The sequence below is a fragment of the Nocardia sp. NPDC050412 genome (assembly GCF_044458825.1).
Lineage (GTDB): Bacteria > Actinomycetota > Actinomycetes > Mycobacteriales > Mycobacteriaceae > Nocardia.
This window is the reverse complement of sequence record NZ_JBITIJ010000010.1, coordinates 317,635-332,715: the sequence shown is the minus strand read 5'-3', so window position 1 is coordinate 332,715 and position 15,081 is coordinate 317,635. Positions and strand designations below refer to the sequence as shown.

The 15,081-nt window shown below is 64.2% G+C and carries 16 protein-coding genes; 9 read left to right on the top strand and 7 right to left on the bottom strand.

Features of this window, described 5'->3' with window-relative positions; genetic code table 11:
- Positions 1-58: 58 nt before the first annotated feature.
- From ACIBI6_RS28040 to ACIBI6_RS28025, 4 genes are all read right to left on the bottom strand, one after another.
- A complete protein-coding gene (locus ACIBI6_RS28040; protein WP_396958332.1) occupies positions 59-853 on the bottom strand; it encodes a hypothetical protein in 795 nt (264 codons plus the stop codon).
- Between the two features lie 368 nt (positions 854-1,221).
- On the bottom strand, positions 1,222-3,171 hold the full coding sequence (locus ACIBI6_RS28035) for a serine/threonine-protein kinase (RefSeq protein WP_396958331.1): 1,950 nt from the start codon (positions 3,169-3,171) through the stop codon (positions 1,222-1,224).
- The gene (locus tag ACIBI6_RS28030) at positions 3,171-5,045 is read right to left on the bottom strand and encodes a serine/threonine-protein kinase (RefSeq protein WP_396958330.1); all 1,875 of its coding nucleotides are present in this window, start codon (positions 5,043-5,045) and stop codon (positions 3,171-3,173) included. Before ACIBI6_RS28030 ends, ACIBI6_RS28035 begins: the two co-directional genes overlap by 1 nt.
- Positions 5,046-5,116: 71 nt before the next feature.
- Positions 5,117-5,362 carry a hypothetical protein gene (locus tag ACIBI6_RS28025; protein ID WP_396958329.1) on the bottom strand — a complete coding sequence of 82 codons (246 nt, stop codon included), beginning with the start codon at positions 5,360-5,362 and terminating at the stop codon, positions 5,117-5,119.
- A 137-nt stretch (positions 5,363-5,499) separates the two neighbouring features.
- Between ACIBI6_RS28025 and ACIBI6_RS28020 the strand changes: the two genes are divergently transcribed.
- Positions 5,500-6,267: an acyl-ACP thioesterase domain-containing protein gene (locus ACIBI6_RS28020; RefSeq protein ID WP_364358132.1), complete on the top strand. Its 768-nt coding sequence runs from the start codon at positions 5,500-5,502 to the stop codon at positions 6,265-6,267.
- 58 nt (positions 6,268-6,325) lie between these two features.
- Here the strand turns inward: ACIBI6_RS28020 and ACIBI6_RS28015 are convergent, their stop codons facing one another.
- Positions 6,326-7,996, bottom strand: a complete 1,671-nt coding sequence (locus ACIBI6_RS28015; protein ID WP_396958328.1) for an FAD-dependent oxidoreductase — start codon at positions 7,994-7,996, stop codon at positions 6,326-6,328.
- 182 nt (positions 7,997-8,178) lie between these two features.
- Between ACIBI6_RS28015 and ACIBI6_RS28010 the strand changes: the two genes are divergently transcribed.
- The gene (locus ACIBI6_RS28010; RefSeq protein WP_364358126.1) at positions 8,179-8,670 is read left to right on the top strand and encodes a histidine phosphatase family protein; all 492 of its coding nucleotides are present in this window, start codon (positions 8,179-8,181) and stop codon (positions 8,668-8,670) included.
- A gap of 12 nt (positions 8,671-8,682) precedes the next feature.
- Here ACIBI6_RS28010 and ACIBI6_RS28005 read toward each other — a convergent pair whose 3' ends face one another.
- Entirely contained in the window at positions 8,683-8,886 is a 204-nt protein-coding gene (locus ACIBI6_RS28005) for a hypothetical protein (RefSeq protein WP_364358123.1), read from the bottom strand.
- 59 nt (positions 8,887-8,945) lie between these two features.
- Here ACIBI6_RS28005 and ACIBI6_RS28000 point away from each other — a divergent pair, with 59 nt between their 5' ends.
- The 7 genes from ACIBI6_RS28000 (at position 8,946) to ACIBI6_RS27970 (ending at position 14,150) form a co-directional block, all read left to right on the top strand.
- The gene (locus tag ACIBI6_RS28000) at positions 8,946-9,314 is read left to right on the top strand and encodes a VOC family protein (protein ID WP_364358120.1); all 369 of its coding nucleotides are present in this window, start codon (positions 8,946-8,948) and stop codon (positions 9,312-9,314) included.
- Positions 9,315-9,579: 265 nt separating this feature from the next.
- Positions 9,580-10,047: a MerR family transcriptional regulator gene (locus ACIBI6_RS27995; protein ID WP_396958327.1), complete on the top strand. Its 468-nt coding sequence runs from the start codon at positions 9,580-9,582 to the stop codon at positions 10,045-10,047.
- Entirely contained in the window at positions 10,044-11,054 is a 1,011-nt protein-coding gene (locus ACIBI6_RS27990; RefSeq protein WP_396958326.1) for an aldo/keto reductase, read from the top strand. Before ACIBI6_RS27995 ends, ACIBI6_RS27990 begins: the two co-directional genes overlap by 4 nt.
- A 26-nt stretch (positions 11,055-11,080) precedes the next feature.
- Positions 11,081-11,374: a putative quinol monooxygenase gene (locus tag ACIBI6_RS27985; protein WP_364358111.1), complete on the top strand. Its 294-nt coding sequence runs from the start codon at positions 11,081-11,083 to the stop codon at positions 11,372-11,374.
- Positions 11,375-11,444: 70 nt separating this feature from the next.
- Positions 11,445-12,233: a GNAT family N-acetyltransferase gene (locus ACIBI6_RS27980; protein ID WP_396958325.1), complete on the top strand. Its 789-nt coding sequence runs from the start codon at positions 11,445-11,447 to the stop codon at positions 12,231-12,233.
- A 149-nt stretch (positions 12,234-12,382) separates the two neighbouring features.
- On the top strand, positions 12,383-13,372 hold the full coding sequence (locus ACIBI6_RS27975) for a pirin family protein (protein ID WP_364358108.1): 990 nt from the start codon (positions 12,383-12,385) through the stop codon (positions 13,370-13,372).
- 133 nt (positions 13,373-13,505) lie between these two features.
- A complete protein-coding gene (locus tag ACIBI6_RS27970) occupies positions 13,506-14,150 on the top strand; it encodes a hypothetical protein (RefSeq protein WP_364358105.1) in 645 nt (214 codons plus the stop codon).
- Here ACIBI6_RS27970 and ACIBI6_RS27965 read toward each other — a convergent pair.
- Positions 14,140-15,006: a helix-turn-helix transcriptional regulator gene (locus tag ACIBI6_RS27965; protein ID WP_364358102.1), complete on the bottom strand. Its 867-nt coding sequence runs from the start codon at positions 15,004-15,006 to the stop codon at positions 14,140-14,142. The genes ACIBI6_RS27970 and ACIBI6_RS27965 overlap by 11 nt on opposite strands.
- Positions 15,007-15,081 lie beyond the last annotated feature (75 nt).

Sequence of the window (15,081 nt, the reverse complement as noted above, 5' to 3'; positions counted from 1 at the left end):
TCCGTCCTGCCATGTCCTTCAGTGTCCCTTCCAGCCCCAACCAGGGCCAACAAGGACCCTAAAACTGGACGGACTCATTCACCGGGGACAGGCCAGCCCGAAGATCCTCGTAGCAGTACGAATCCCCAACATTCAGGGGCGGATCGTAATCGCGCCGAAAGCCTTCGGCATCGATCCTCGGATAGTCGCTGACGAACTTGTGCGCTGCCGCAACGCTATTGGTCCGGTACACAGTCGACAAAGCCGACACCGCTACGCGATCGACTTGTGCTTCGGTCATGATCTGGTGCCGACCGGCCTGGTTCGTCACGAACGCGACGAATGACGAACGCGACGTCTTGTTCAAGAAGCCGCGCCTGGTGTAGTTGAGGTCGCCCGAGCTCGGACGCTGAACCACCATGTCCGCGTGCAGGGTTCGAACGAGTAGCCGATCAGGGTCCTGCCGCAGGGTGTTGAATTTGTCGCGCGGGGTCGATGTGAAACCGTCCAGCGCCTTCGTCTCGGCGTCGAGATACTTCTGCGTCATCTCAACCAGCGCTTGAATATTGGTGTCGCGCTGCTCCGCCAGGATGCTGATGACGAATACACCGTGCGGTGTAGTGCTGCCCAGGGTCGGCACCGATGGCCGCCAGTGCGCCTTGGCTTGCGCGTATCGAGGCAGCTGCACCGCGACATTGTCGGGGTTCCACGAGAAATCAGCGTCGTTCATCTCCGTAGCGGCCGATGTGGCCGACCGTTCGTCGGGAAAGCGCGATACCGCCACAAACAGGCCCTCGCGGTCCTTCGATGAGTCACGAGCGTTCGCAAGCGGCGTCGACTTATCCGAAGCGGAGGAGACGAATCCCAGCACCATACCGTACTTCTGCAGGACGGCCTCGACCGGGGGGACCAGGTATCGCGTCATGGCCTGTGTAGTGAGCACTGGGCCTGCGATAGCGCCTTGCCCGTATTTGGAGTCGACCTCATAGGGGTTCAATACCGAGCCGGACATGCGCACTGCCTCCAGCAACGCATAGTCCTGCTGATCCAGTTGGTCTACCAGGCGGGACTGCCGGACCGGGTATTGACCAGCATCCAGCTTTCGAACATCCGGTTCGCCGGGCAGCGCGGACCCTCGAACCGCCTGACCACATGCCGTCACCGCGACGATGACGAGAAAAGCCACAAACGAGCCGAACATCAAGCGACGCACGCCAATCCCTCCCAAGCCCGCTGATACGTTCACCGAGGCGGCAGATTCGACACAACATTCTTCAGAACCGCCGCCGCAGCTGTGCAGAGTCGCTCCGGGTCGACCGTCTGATTCGAAACCCGCACTGTCACGACCTCCGCGAGACCCTGATCAATAGTGCGGTGCGCATATTGGGCCGAACACTCCCCACGTTGGGGGTCATCGACAGGCCGATAGCCGACGAGCCCTTCGACATCGATCTGTTTCAATCCCGATGTGAGATCAGGCCTGGCTGCCCGATCCAGTTTCAAGGTCAAGACATTGGTCGCTGTCCATTTGCAGCTGTACACGTCATTCGCAACCCCCTGCGAAGGCGCGCCGACGTTGAACTTGATGGCAGTCGGCGAAACCAGCGCGCAGGCATCGAGTCGCGCCAACGAGCCCTGAACGTTCAGCAGCTGAAATGACGACGACCGCAGCCGAGCGATCACCTCGGCCATGGCCGACTCCGCGGCTTCGCACATTCCTGCCTTGGCGGCCGAGTCCGAGGTATTCACCTGAACGAACAGACCGAACTGCGGCTCCATTTTCGCGGGCACCAAACCCCGTGTGCAGTCGTGCCCCAGGTTCGTACGGTCTTCGAGCACCGGAACGCCATCAATCCTTTTTCCGCTTTCTTGGTAGGCGGCTGTCGACCTCTTCCACAGCTCAACGTTGTAATTCGCGCCCTTGGCAGTGCAGGAGCCCCACTGCAAGGGATAGGGTGCTGCCTTCCACTCACCTACTGCGGTAAACGGTTTGTTCATCAAGCCACACAGATCGACCAGCCGCAGTTGCGTCAGGTTCATCGCACTGAGCGGATTCTCAGTCGCACCAGCAGGATTCGCCGGACCATCGCCAGAGCGCATGACCCCAACCCCGATTCCGGTACCGATCAGCAGCACCAACGCGACCAAAGCCGCAATCACCAGCGATCGCTTGTCCCGCTTCGAACTCGCGTCCCACGAGTTGACTTCCAATCGACGGAGTCGCTGCTCGAAGGTCTCCTCCTCACGCATCGACGTCGGCTCCGTGCCAGCGGATGGCACCCCGACGATCTGCGTCGATTCCGGATCGGATGTCAACGCCGATAACTCTGCGGCCTGCTGCCGAATTGCGCCGTGGACAGCGGAGGACCACGGATTCGGCGCCTGCGGCATCGGTCCGAGGTAATCCAGGATCTGCGCCGTCGTCGGACGTGCCCCCGGCTCCTTACGCAGGCACGGCTCGACCAACTGCCGGATCTGCGAGGGAAGCCCGGTCAGGTCCGGATCAGTGTGCACGATGTTGTACAGGGTGTGCGGCATCGATGCCCCGGCGAATGGGCTCTTGCCACCAGCGGCCATCGCGATGACGGCCCCGAAGGCGAAGACGTCGCTAGCCGGCGTCAGAGGCATCGACTGTGCCTGCTCCGGCGACATGAACGCCGGCGACCCGATGATCGAGCCTGTTTGCGTCAGCTCGGATCGGCCCTCGACCGCTCGCGCGATACCGAAGTCGATAACCCTCGGTCCGTCCTGCGCGAGGATGATGTTGGCGGGCTTCAGGTCTCGGTGTATGAGCCCGATTCGATGGATCGCCGTCAGCGCCGAAGCCAAACCGACTGCGAGAAACCGCACCTGATCGACCGGGAGCGGACCGAACTGCGCCACCGCTTTGTCCAGTGGCAGCCCCGGTACGAAAACCGAGGCAAGCCAGGGCATCTCGGAGTCGACATCGAAGTCGACGACAGCGGCGGTGAATGCCCCGGAGACACGCGCGGAGGTCTGCACCTCACGGCGAAAACGCGGCAGGAAGTCGTCTTCCTCGACCAGATGCGGATGTACCTGCTTGATCGCGACCGGCCGGCCGTCGGGGCCTATTCCAAGGAATACACGCCCCATTCCCCCGGCGCCCAGTTGTCCGAGTAGGCGATACCGTCCGATCCGAGCGGGCTGATCGGAATCCAAACGCTCGACCATCAGGTGGCACGCAATCGGTTCAGCACCGACATCAGAATCGGATCGGAAGGCGCACAAGCGTTATCGGACGCGATCGTCGATTTTGGATGGACTGTCACAATTACCATCTCCCCCCGATTCTCGAGTGTCGATCGGACCATGTGGTACGTCACGCATTCTCCTTTGTCATCGGTGGAACGCGAGACATCCAGCGGCCCGAGCTGGCCGCCGTTAAGTCTGAGATTGGTGAACTTCGATTCCCCGGTGTCGACCCGCTTGGTCTCGGTGAGCTCGACGGTGACATCCGCCTCGGCACCCGACCACTTACATTTGTGCACGTCGACGGGAGCCGCCTTGACACCCGCACCCAGCGAAGAGTCCACGACCGACTGATCGACTGCGGTACAGGGGTCCATTCGAATCGCGGACTGCCGCGGTAGCGACACCAAGGGCGGATTCGAGGCGAGTCGGGCGATAACGGCCTTCAGTGCGCTCATCGCCAGCTCGCACGATTCGGTATCGCTACCCTTCACGTTCACTTCGATTCCGATACGTGGACTTTGCCGCAACAACGCCGCGCGCCCACACAGGTTGACAACGCTGGAGTGAAACGTCGAATCGAGTATCGGCCGACCCGCGACGGTCACTCCGCTGTCCTTGTATTCCGTTGCGGGCACATCGGTTCCGGCATACAGCGTTACTGTTGTCTGCCTACCGTTGGTCTGGCGTAGACCCATTGCACATGTCGTGGATCTCAAAGCAAATGTCGAGTCCGGAGTACCGAGTGAACCGAGAACGTCGGAACTGAGCAGTTTGCATGTGTCGACCAGCCGCAGCTGCTCATCACTCAGCTCCAGCTTCCGGTTCGCCAGCGGATCCGGTGGCACGGATTCACCGTGAGTCAGCAGGACCGCGCTCGCACCGCCCGCGGCGACCAGCGTCGCGACCGCGGCGGCCGCCACCCATCGGACCCGGCCGCCGCGTCGCTTGGCCGACTCCGGGACCCGTCCGTCCAACGCGACCCACCGCTCCGCATCGGAACGATCATGCGCAATCTGCTGTCGCACGGCCGCTGCCCAGCCCGCACGTGCCGTGATCGCCTCGACCGATTGCAGCAGCTGTGGCGGCGTCGGCCGATACGCCGGATTCTTGTCGAGACATGCTTCCACCACACCGCGCAGGACAGGTGGGACTCGGGTGGTATCCGCTCGATTGTGGACGACGTTGTACAGAGTTTGCGGAGTGGACGCACCAAGGAAAGGGCTCTCGCCGGTCGCGGCCAGCACCAACATCGCACCGACCGAAAACACATCGCTGGCAGTCGTCAACTGATGACCTTCGGCCTGCTCTGGCGACATGAATGCGGGCGAACCAACCACCGAGCCCGTGCTAGTGAGCTGGATATCCCCCTCCAACGCCCGCGCAATACCGAAGTCGATGACCCGCGGACCATCCTCCGCGAGCAGTACATTGGTCGGTTTGAGGTCGCGGTGCACCATGCCCGCGCGGTGGATCTCCATGAGCGCCGAGGCCAGTCCCGCTGTGAGCAAACGGAGTCCGCCCAATGGCATCGGGCCGGATTGGTCGACGGCGGCGCGCAGCGAAGGTCCCGGTACGAACACCGAGGCCAGCCAGGGTTCGGCGGCGTCGGGGTCGGCATCCATGACCGCGGCCGTGTATGCGCCGGTGACGCGCTGTGATGCCTGGACTTCCAGTCGGAAGCGGGCGCGGAATTCCGGGTTCTGGGCGAGGTGGCGGTGGATCATTTTGACTGCGACGAGACGTCCGTCCGGCGATCGGCCGAGCAGCACTCGTCCCATCGCGCCCTGCCCGATTACGGCGATCAAGCGATGGCGGCCTGCCCGGCGCGGATCGTGCGGCCCCAGTGGTTTCAACCCCGGCCCTCCCCTCGGTCCTCTCGGGATAGTACCGGCGCGATCGCCGATCGTCGCCCGAGGCGCAGCGCTCAGGCGAAGGTTTGGTTGCGTTCGGCGAGGGCGGCGCGGAGCTTGGTGATCGCGGTGGGGCCGACACCGTGTAAGGCGGCGAGGTCGCGTTCGGTCCAGGTGGTCAAGTCGGCCAGGCGGTGGATTCCGGCGGCGGCCAGGGCTCGTTCGGCGGGTTTGCCGAGTTTCGGCGGTAGGTCGGAGTTGTGCACACCCGTCACCCTGCCAATCCCCTTCGTCGAATCGCTGCGCGGTGCTTCCATCATCGCCCCATCCCGCCCGGCGGGACCGACGTGTGTGAGTAGAGGCGGCTCGGCGCGAGTGTGTGACGTACGCCCCGTAAAGTCGTCTCAGAACAGCAGCGTAAGAGAACGCGGCACACCGTGCAGCGCGAGGAGCACCAGTGTCACTCGATCAGCCACTCGCCCCGCTTCCCCAGGAGGGCATGGGGTTTGCGTCGGCGTGGCCCATGCGGGCGGGCGATGTAGATCCGTACAACCGCTTGCGGTTCGACGCCGTCGCACGTTATCTGCAGGACATCGCCTGGGAGCAACTGCAACAGACGAACCTGCATACGACCGATCCGAGCTGGATCGTGCGTCGTACGGTGATCGACGTCATCCGGCCGATCCTGTGGCCCGACCAGGTGCGGCTGCTGCGGTGGTGTTCGAGCATGTCCACCCGCTGGACGAATATGCGAGTGCGCATCACCAGCGCGAACGGCGGATTGATCGAGACCGAGGGCTTCTGGATCAATATCAGCGAATCCAACAATATGCCCGCCAGGATCAGCGACGAGGGCTTGGCCTATCTGGCGCAGACCACCAATGAGCACCGTCTGCGCTGGCGGCCCTATCTCACCGACGCCACCCCGCCGGAATCGGATACCGATATGCCGTTCCCGGTGCGGGCCACCGATATCGACCAGTACAACCACGTCAACAATGCCTGTTACTGGCAGGCGGTGGAACAGTTCCTGGTCGAATACCCCAAGCTGGTCGCCGGACCGCATCGCGCGGTGATCGAGTACGTCGCGCCGGTGCTGGCACGTCAGCACGTCACCGTGCGCAGCCGCTACGAACCGGGCGATCGCTCCGGGCGACCGGTGCTGCGGTTGTGGTTCGTGGTCGGCGGTACCACCACGACCGTTGTGCGCATCATGCCTCTGTAGAGATAAACCGGCAAAGAAAAACCGGCTCCGTTCACTGGGAACGGAGCCGGTGGCCTGTTCAGCCGCGTGCGGCCTTGAGCAGATCCTCACGGGTAGTGAACTTCACCCGCGGACGGCCCGATGCCTTACCCGCGGACTTCTCCGCCGTATCGATCGCCTTCCAGCCCTCACGGTCGACCAGATCGGCCTGCCGCTGGCCGAGCAGCGCCTTGAGCGCGGCCCGATCGGCCTGTGGCGCACCGAGTTTGCCCGTGGTGAAGTCGGCGAGGAGCTGCTCGACGGTCTCCTCGGAGTCGATTCGGTTGGAGCCGATGACACCGCGCGGACCGCGCTTGATCCAGCCGCTCACATAGACACCGGGCACCGGAACACCGTCCTCGCCGATGACACGGCCGTGCTCATTGGGGACCACGGCGCGGCGCTCGTCGAAGGGGAGATCCTTGATCGCTTCGCCCTTGTAGCCGATCGAACGCAAAATCAGTCCGGTGTCCAGGGTCTCGCTGCGATCGGTTGTGCGCGCCAGCAATTGGCCGTTCTCGCTGACCAATTCGTTGTGCGCGAACTCGACCGACTCGACGTGATCGGCACCGTGCAGTGCCGTCGGCGAGACCAGATAGCGGAAGACGATCCGCTTGTTGGCCGGATCACGACGCCCTGACGCGTATTCCTTGGCGAGGGTGTACTTCAGCTCCAGCGACGGCTCGACCTCGGGATGGTCCAGCAGCGCCTGGCTGCCCGGGTCGAGCGTCAGGTCGGCCTCCTCGACGATGACGTCGACGCCCTTCAGATGCGTCAGCGCCAGGAACTCCGGCGAGGTGTAGGCCGCCTGCAGCGGACCGCGCCGACCGAGCACGACGACCTCACGGATATTGCTGCCGCGCAGCGCATCCAGGGCATGGTCGGCGATATCGGTCTTGGCGAGTTCGTCCGGGTCCACCGTCAGCACGCGCGCGACATCGAGGGCGACATTGCCGTTGCCGACGATCACCGCGCGCTCACCGGACAGGTCGAACTTGCGATCCGCGTAGTCCGGATGGCCGTTGTACCAGGCGACGAATTCGGTCGCCGAATGGCTGCCCGGCAGATCCTCGCCCGGCACACCCAGTCGCCGGTCGGAGGACGCGCCCACCGCGTAAATGACCGCGTGGTGGTGGGCGAGCAGTTCCTCATGGGTGATGTGCGAGCCGACCTCGACATTGAGGTAGAACTGCAGCGCCTCGCGCCGGAAAGCCGACTCGAACAGCCCGGAGACCGTCTTGGTGCCCGGGTGGTCGGGAGCGACGCCCGCGCGCACCAGACCCCACGGCGTGGGCAGCCGATCGAACATCTCGACCTCGACATCGCAGCGGCGCAGCAGTTCGTCGGCCGCGTAACAGGCCGCCGGTCCCGCGCCGATGATCGCGACGCGGAGCGTGCCGAGTTCCTTGGGCGGACGCGCGGGCGTGACGATCGGATCGAAGTTCGATTCGAGTGGATGCCGTTGGAAGTAGGCGGCGTTGATGTCGCGGAACCTGGCCAGCGACGCGGTCAGATCATCCTCGGAGAAGATGGCCTCCACCGGGCACGCGTCAACGCAGGCACCGCAGTCGATACAGGTGTCGGGGTCGATGTAGAGCATCTCGGTCGTCGCGAATTCCGGCTGGTCCGGGGTGGGACGGATGCAATCGACCGGGCACTCAGTGACGCAGCTGGCGTCGTTGCAACAACGCTGCGTGATTACGTAGGCCATATTGTGCAGATCCTCGAAAATGTACCTGGGCTATAGCCACCCAAGGGGGTCGGGAGTGGTCGGGAGCGTCATCGTCACGGTGCCGGCGGGGGTGTCCCATGAGGCGCCGTGATTGTGATGCCGCTTTCAGTTTGCCTCGAGTGTGTTCGAGGCCTCTTCTCCGGAGGGCTTACGGTATCTCCATGGTGCGGACTCTGATCCTCATGCGGCACGGTAAGTCGTCCTATCCCGACGGTATCTCCGATCACGAGCGCCCGCTCGCTCCACGTGGTCAGCGCGAGGCCGGACTTGCCGGTCAGTGGTTACGCCAGACCCAGCCGCCGATCGATGCGGTACGCTGCTCGACCGCCACGCGCACGCGGGAAACGCTCGCCGCCACCGGAGTCACCGCGCCGGTGGTCTATGAGGCGGGCATCTACGAGGCGTCGCCGCGCACGCTCATCGAACTGGTCCAGCTCAGCGATGACGATGTCACGACGCTGCTGGTCATCGGGCATGCGCCCGGAATGCCTTGGACGGCATGGGAGTTGGCGAGCAATCGCGACTCCGATCCGGCGATCGAGCTCAGCCGGAAGTTCCCCACCTCGGCGCTCGCGGTACTCGAATTCGACCGGCCGTGGGCGCAGGTGGACGAGGGCACCGGCGATCTGGTGCGATTCCATATTCCGCGCTGAGCGCGGGTGCGATCAGTGCAGTAGTTTGCCGCCGACGACCACGACGACGCCCAGGACGACGAGCAGCACGAACGCGGCGAATCCGCCGAGCAGCCACCACACGACGCCGAGCGCCAGCACGAACGGCGCCACCGCGATGGCGGTGATCACGGGGCTTTCCCGGACCGTGGCCCAAGCCGAGCGGGCTCTGATCCGGTCGATGTCCTTACCTGGCATGTCACCAGAGTAGGTGCGAAAACCCGTTCTCGCCGTCGAGCCGATGCGATGCTCAGCAGATGGATTGGAAAATCGAACTGGTCGCGATTCCGGTGACCGATGTGGACCGCGCCAAGGACTTCTACACCAAGATCGGCTTCAATGCCGACCACGACCACCGCGTCAACGAGAGCCTGCGCTTCGTCCAGCTGACCCCACCCGGCTCCGGCTGCTCCATCTGTATCGGCGAAGGCATCACCGACGCCGCACCGGGCAGCGTCGAAGGCATGCAGGTGGTTGTCGCGAGCGCCGAGGGGGCGTACCAGCAGTTGGTCGCGGCAGGTGTGGAGGCGACGCCCGTGAAGGATATGGGTTGGGGCCTGTTCACCTTCTTCGCCGACCCTGACGGCAACAAATGGGCCGTGCAGGAGCTGCCCAAACGCGACTGAGTCCACAGCGGCCCGTTAGTCATCGTCGCGCATTGGATGCGCGGCGAGGACAGCGTCCGTTCGCTACCCCAGTAGATCGAGCCGAATCGTCAACGGACACGGCAAGTTGGTTGTGAACTCGTCCCCACCCCTGGTCGGCTCCAGTGTCCCACGCAAGATGCGGGCCCGGCGGCAAGCACAACCGATGTTCGGCAGAATTAGGGCTTGCTTGGAGTGCGCTCCAGGTCATTAACGTCGGTTTTGTTCATCGAGAAGGGCGAGTGCAGTGGGTGGAGCCGTAGATCAGGTCGTCGGTGACGAGCAAGTCGATGGGGATCGGGAGAAGCCGCAGTATTCGATCGGCGAGGCAGCGGATCGGTCGGGACTGAGTCGCGACACGCTGCGATGGTACGAGCGGATCGGGCTGATGAATTACATCGGGCGCGATCACGCCGGAAAGCGGCGGTTCAGCAATCGCGATCTGGAGTGGTTGGCCTTGATCGGCAGGTTGCGCACCACCGGGATGTCGGTGGCGGACATGGTCCGCTATGCCGAATTGGTGCGGGAGGGCGAATCCACCGTGCCCGAGCGGCTGCAGATGTTCCGCAATACCCGCGCGGAGGTGCTCGCCAAGATCGACGAACTCCATCAGACCCTGGCCGTGCTCGATTACAAGATCGACCTGTACGAGGGCAAAACCGCCGCCGTCAAACCGGCCGCACTCACGAAACCATGCAAAGGGATCAAAATATGAGTTCACTTCCGACTGCAGCATTGGGCGCCAGCGGGATCCAAGTGGGTGTACAAGGCCTGGGCTGCATGGGAATAAGCGATTTCTACGGCCCGTCGGACCTCACCGAATCGCGGGCGACCCTGGATCGCGCACTGGAACTCGGCGTCACGCTGTTCGATACCGCCGATATGTACGGCTCGGGTCACAACGAGGAATTCCTCAGCGACTTCGTGCGCGCCAACCGCGACGAGGTGGTCCTCGCCACCAAGTTCGGCATCGTCCGCAAGGCCGACGACCCCACCTACCGCGGCATCGACAACTCGCCCGAATACATCAGCAGCGCGGTCGATGCCAGCCTGCGCCGCCTCGGCATCGACACCATCGATCTGTACTACCTACACCGCCGCGATCCCGCGGTCCCGATCGAGGAATCGGTCGGCGCGATGGCCGAGCTCGTGGCGCAGGGCAAGGTTCGGGCGCTCGGCCTGTCGGAAGTGACCGGCAACGAACTGCGCGCGGCCCATGCGGTGCATCCGATCGCGGCCGTGCAGTCCGAATGGTCGCTGTTCTCCAGGGATGCCGAGCGCAGTGCGGCACCCACCGCCGCCGAACTCGGCGTGACATTCGTGCCGTACTCGCCGCTCGGTCGCGGATTCCTCACCGGATCCTTCGCCGCGGCAGGCGAGTTGGCCGACGACAAGGACTTCCGGAAAACACAGCCGCGCTACTCGGGCGATAACGCCGCACACAACGTCGAATTGCTCGCCCCGCTGCGCGCCATCGCGGACGAGCGCGGAATCTCCCTCGCGCAGGTGGCATTGGCGTGGGTGCATGCCCAGGCGGGCGTGCACGGACTCACGGTGGTCCCGATTCCGGGCACCCGCAGCCGCATCCGGCTCGCCGAGAATGTCGCCGCAGCGACCATTTCGCTCACCGCCGAGGAATTGGCCGTGCTGGACCCGATCGCCGACAAGGTGGCCGGAGACCGGTACGCGGATATGTCTTTCACCGCCGTCGGCCGGGAATGACCGGTCAGCCGAATCAGGAGTCATCGGTGTCCACTCTGACGCTCAATGTCCGGTTCGCCGCCAAGCCCGGTCACGAGACCGAACTGCGCGAGACGCTCGAGGATTTGGTTGCGCCGACACTTGCCGAGGCGGGCTGTATCGCCTACGAGCTGTATCTGCACCCGAGCGATCCGAGTCGGGTCGTGCTGCTCGAGGAGTGGGTCGATGAGGCGGCACTTGCGACGCATTTCGAAACCCCGCATCTGAAGGAAGCGGCGGCAATATTGGACGAGATCCTGATCGAGCCGTTCCACCTCCGACGGTTCCACGAGGTCACCTGATCTCACAGAGCCCAGCGCAGCACGGCATCCGGACCGCAGTCCGGGTCCGTGCTGCTCTACTATCCGGAGCATGGAGTCATCCGGCAGACGCGTGTTCATCGACAAGCAGACACCCGAGGCGTTTCGCGCGCTGAACACCGTGGCCAGCGCGGTCCGCGCCGCCGGAGCCGAGGCCGGACTCGACCGCAGGCTCATCGAATTGATCAACGTACGCATCTCCCAGATCAACGGCTGCGCCTACTGCCTGGACGTGCACCATCGCGCCGCCATCGCGGCCGGCGCCACCGAGCGCGAACTCGCCGTACTGTCCGCGTGGCGGCGCACCGAGCTGTACGCGCCGCACGAGCGGGCCGCGCTGGCACTTGCCGAACTCACCACCACGCTGCCGGACGAGGCCACGATGGATCGTGAGTACGCTCGGGCGCGGGAGCATTTATCGGATGAGCAGGTCTCGGCGATCCTCTGGGTCGCCACCACGATCGGTGCGTTCAACCGCGTATCGATCCTGAGTAAGCACCCGGTACGCCCGACGAAGGAGAAGTCGACCATGACCGAATCGACGCCCGAGAGCAAGGTCGTTCGCAACGACGAGAAGCAGCGCTACGAGGTCTTCTACGGCGGCGAACTGGCTGGATTCGCCGAGTACGAGGAGCGCGACGACGAGACGGTGTTCATCCACACCGAGATCGATGGCGCGTTTTCCGGCAAGGGCCTCGGCACCGTTCTGGCCAAGAACGCGGTGGAGGATGCGGTCGCCCGCGACCGGGTGATCCGACCGCTGTGCCCGTTCATCAAGGCCTATCTGGAGAAGCATCCGCAGTACGACGAGCACGTGGTCGGCAAGGGCATCACCCGATGAGCGAGCGAACCATCAGCACAGCGACAAGGTCGGTCATGCCGGAACCCAGCGCCAGCGAGGTGCAGGCACGTGAGTGAGCGCAGCGAGCGAACCATCAGCACAGCGACAAGGTCGGTCATGCCGGAGCCGAGCGCCAGCGAGGCGAAGGCATGAGTGACCTGGATCCGCATCCGGACGAAGCGGTCTGCGAGGCGACACCCGGTTGCGGTCCGGTCGCGGAGATCTATCCGGCGCGCGAGGTCCCGCTCGGCGGTGTGCGCGGCGTTTACGTGGAACGTGTACTGCCGCAACGTGATCTGCCGACCGTCGGCGCCTGGTGCTTTCTCGATCACTTCGGCTCGCCCACGGTCACCAAGACGGGTGCGTCACCGGATATCGATCCGCATCCGCATATCGGATTGCAGACGGTGACTTGGCCGTTCGACGGCCGTATCCGCCACCGCGATTCGGTCGGCTCCGATGTGGAGATCGAGCCGGGACAGCTGAATCTGATGACCTCCGGACGCGGCATCGCGCATTCCGAATACGGCGTCGCGGGGGCGCAAGCCGGGCACGGCCTACAACTGTGGATCGCGTTGCCCGGCAATAGCCTCGGGATTGATCCACACTTCGAACAGCATCGTGACCTGCCGGTCTACGAGGCTCCCGGAGTGCGAGCCATCGTGCTGATCGGCACGTTCGCCGGACTCACCTCGCCTGCCAAGGTGTACACGCCGATCGTCGGCGCGGATGTGCGGATCGAACCGGGCGTCGACACCACCATTGCCCTGGATCCCGATTTCGAGCACGCGCTCATGGTGGTCGAGGGCAATGTCACCGTCGATGGCACCGAAATCGCCGCGGGCCCACTGCTCTACCTGGGCGCCGGCCGCGACGAGTTGCCGCTGACGAGCACCGAGGGCGCGCATTTCGCGCTCATCGGCGGCGAGCCATTCGGCGAAGAACTGGTGATGTGGTGGAACTTCGTCGGCCGCAGCCATGAAGACATCGTCGAGGCCCGAAACGATTGGGAAAAGCATGTTGTCGAACGTTTCGCCGATATCGCGGGCCACACACCGCAACAGCGCATTCCCGCCCCGCCGCTGCCCGGTCTGCATCTGAAGCCGCGCAAGCGGCGCATGGGTTCGGCCAGGACCTGAATACGAAGCACCACAAAACAATCGGGACTCACCTGGTATCGGGGAGGAAACCCTTCAACATTCGATCACGAAACGGTATCTTCGTCCGGAGCAAACCGGACATTCCACGCCGGTGGTCGGATGAAAGAGCAGGATGAGGATCTCCAGAATCACCGCGACGGCACTGCTTGCGCTCGCGGCCACCACGATAGGCACCAGCGTCGTACATGCCGAACCCGCAGTGCCCGCGCCTAATTCGACCGCCGACGTACCACTCGATCTGCAGGGCATCTTCCAGCACCTCGGCTACCACGTCGCGGCGACGCAGAACCGACACGCCGTGGTGACGACCATTTCGGAGGGCCGCTGGGACCTGGTCCGCGACAACAAGGTCATCTCGCTGACCGATCCGAACGGACAGGTGGTCGCCGCACTGCCAACCGTAGTGAAGATCGCCGGGCATCGGATCGATCTGGTGCCGACCATCGATGAGGCGGGTACCCGGCTCGCACTCACACCGATCAGCACGACCGATGACCCGGTGCGGGAGGTGAGCACCGAGGAGCGCTTTTTCGATCAGGTCGAGAAGTCCATGCCGCAGGTGTTGACGGGTGCCGCCATCGGTGCCGCTATCGGATTCGTCCTCGGTTTCCCGCTCGGCCTTTTCGTCTTCGACTTCGTCACCGTCCCGGTCATGACCGTGGTCGGCGGGACCATCGGCGCGTTCGCCGGTCTGTCCGCGGGTGGTGGTGAACCGGCCGTTCAGGCGGCGATGGATTACTTCGATCTCAATCCCTGAGCGAGCCGATATCGTCGTGCGGTAGCAGGCGCTGCGTCCCGATGACGCGCAATAGATCCAGCTTCTCCGCGGCATCGGTGCCCGGACGCGGCATATAGACCAGTAGGCGCTGTGCCGCGTTCGGGGTGAGCAGGGTTTCGCAGACCGTATCGATCGCGCCGACCTCCGGATGCAGGATCCGCTTGATATCCGAAGTCCGCACCGCCACTTCGTGTTCGTGCCACAACTGCTCGAATTCCGCACTCGCGGTACGCAATCGGCTCACGTATTCGGTGACGTCGGCATCGCCGGATCGGCGCGCCGCGGTGGCGCGCAGATCCGCGACGTGATTGCGCCCCAACCGCTCCCAGTCGTCCTCCGGGAAGATCGAGCGCGACTGCGGATCGGTGAACCAGCGCCAGGCATAGAACCGGTCCCAGCCGCGCCGACTCGCGTGGTCGCCGACGAGCAGGGTGTGCATTCGGTTCTGCACCAATACCTCGCCGAGGTCAGTAATGACCGTGGCCGCGGTGTCGTCCAGTTTCGCGAGCACATGCATGATCCCGGGACCGACGTGTTTGTCGGCGGACTCACCTCCGGGCGGGGCGTGGTCGCACAGGTGATACAGGTGGTCGCGCTCGTCATTGCTGAAGCGCAGCGCCCGCGCCAGCGACGCCAGCACCTGGGTGGATGGGCGCGGGCCGCGGGACTGCTCGAGACGGGTGTAGTAGTCGGTGGACATGCCCGCCAGCATGGCAACCTCGTCCCTGCGCAAACCGGGGGTGCGCCGGCGCACCCCCGGTGGCAGTCCGACGTCCGCGGGCGTCAACTGTTCGCGACGCCGGCGCAGGAAATCGGCCAGTTCGGATCGGTCCATAGCAATACTTTCCCGCAATACGCGCGAGTCAGCCAGGGATCGCCGATCCCCCGATAAGCGATCTCTGCCGCCACG

Coding starts and splice junctions, on each gene's coding strand:
- ACIBI6_RS28040 (WP_396958332.1), bottom strand. CDS start 853: ATGGTGCTGGGATTCGTCTCCTCCGCTTCGGATAAGTCGACGCCGCTT.
- ACIBI6_RS28035 (WP_396958331.1), bottom strand. CDS start 3,171: ATGGTCGAGCGTTTGGATTCCGATCAGCCCGCTCGGATCGGACGGTAT.
- ACIBI6_RS28025 (WP_396958329.1), bottom strand. CDS start 5,362: ATGATGGAAGCACCGCGCAGCGATTCGACGAAGGGGATTGGCAGGGTG.
- ACIBI6_RS28015 (WP_396958328.1), bottom strand. CDS start 7,996: ATGGCCTACGTAATCACGCAGCGTTGTTGCAACGACGCCAGCTGCGTC.
- ACIBI6_RS28010 (WP_364358126.1), top strand. CDS start 8,179: ATGGTGCGGACTCTGATCCTCATGCGGCACGGTAAGTCGTCCTATCCC.
- ACIBI6_RS28005 (WP_364358123.1), bottom strand. CDS start 8,886: ATGCCAGGTAAGGACATCGACCGGATCAGAGCCCGCTCGGCTTGGGCC.
- ACIBI6_RS28000 (WP_364358120.1), top strand. CDS start 8,946: ATGGATTGGAAAATCGAACTGGTCGCGATTCCGGTGACCGATGTGGAC.
- ACIBI6_RS27990 (WP_396958326.1), top strand. CDS start 10,044: ATGAGTTCACTTCCGACTGCAGCATTGGGCGCCAGCGGGATCCAAGTG.
- ACIBI6_RS27980 (WP_396958325.1), top strand. CDS start 11,445: ATGGAGTCATCCGGCAGACGCGTGTTCATCGACAAGCAGACACCCGAG.
- ACIBI6_RS27975 (WP_364358108.1), top strand. CDS start 12,383: ATGAGTGACCTGGATCCGCATCCGGACGAAGCGGTCTGCGAGGCGACA.
- ACIBI6_RS27970 (WP_364358105.1), top strand. CDS start 13,506: ATGAGGATCTCCAGAATCACCGCGACGGCACTGCTTGCGCTCGCGGCC.
- ACIBI6_RS27965 (WP_364358102.1), bottom strand. CDS start 15,006: ATGGACCGATCCGAACTGGCCGATTTCCTGCGCCGGCGTCGCGAACAG.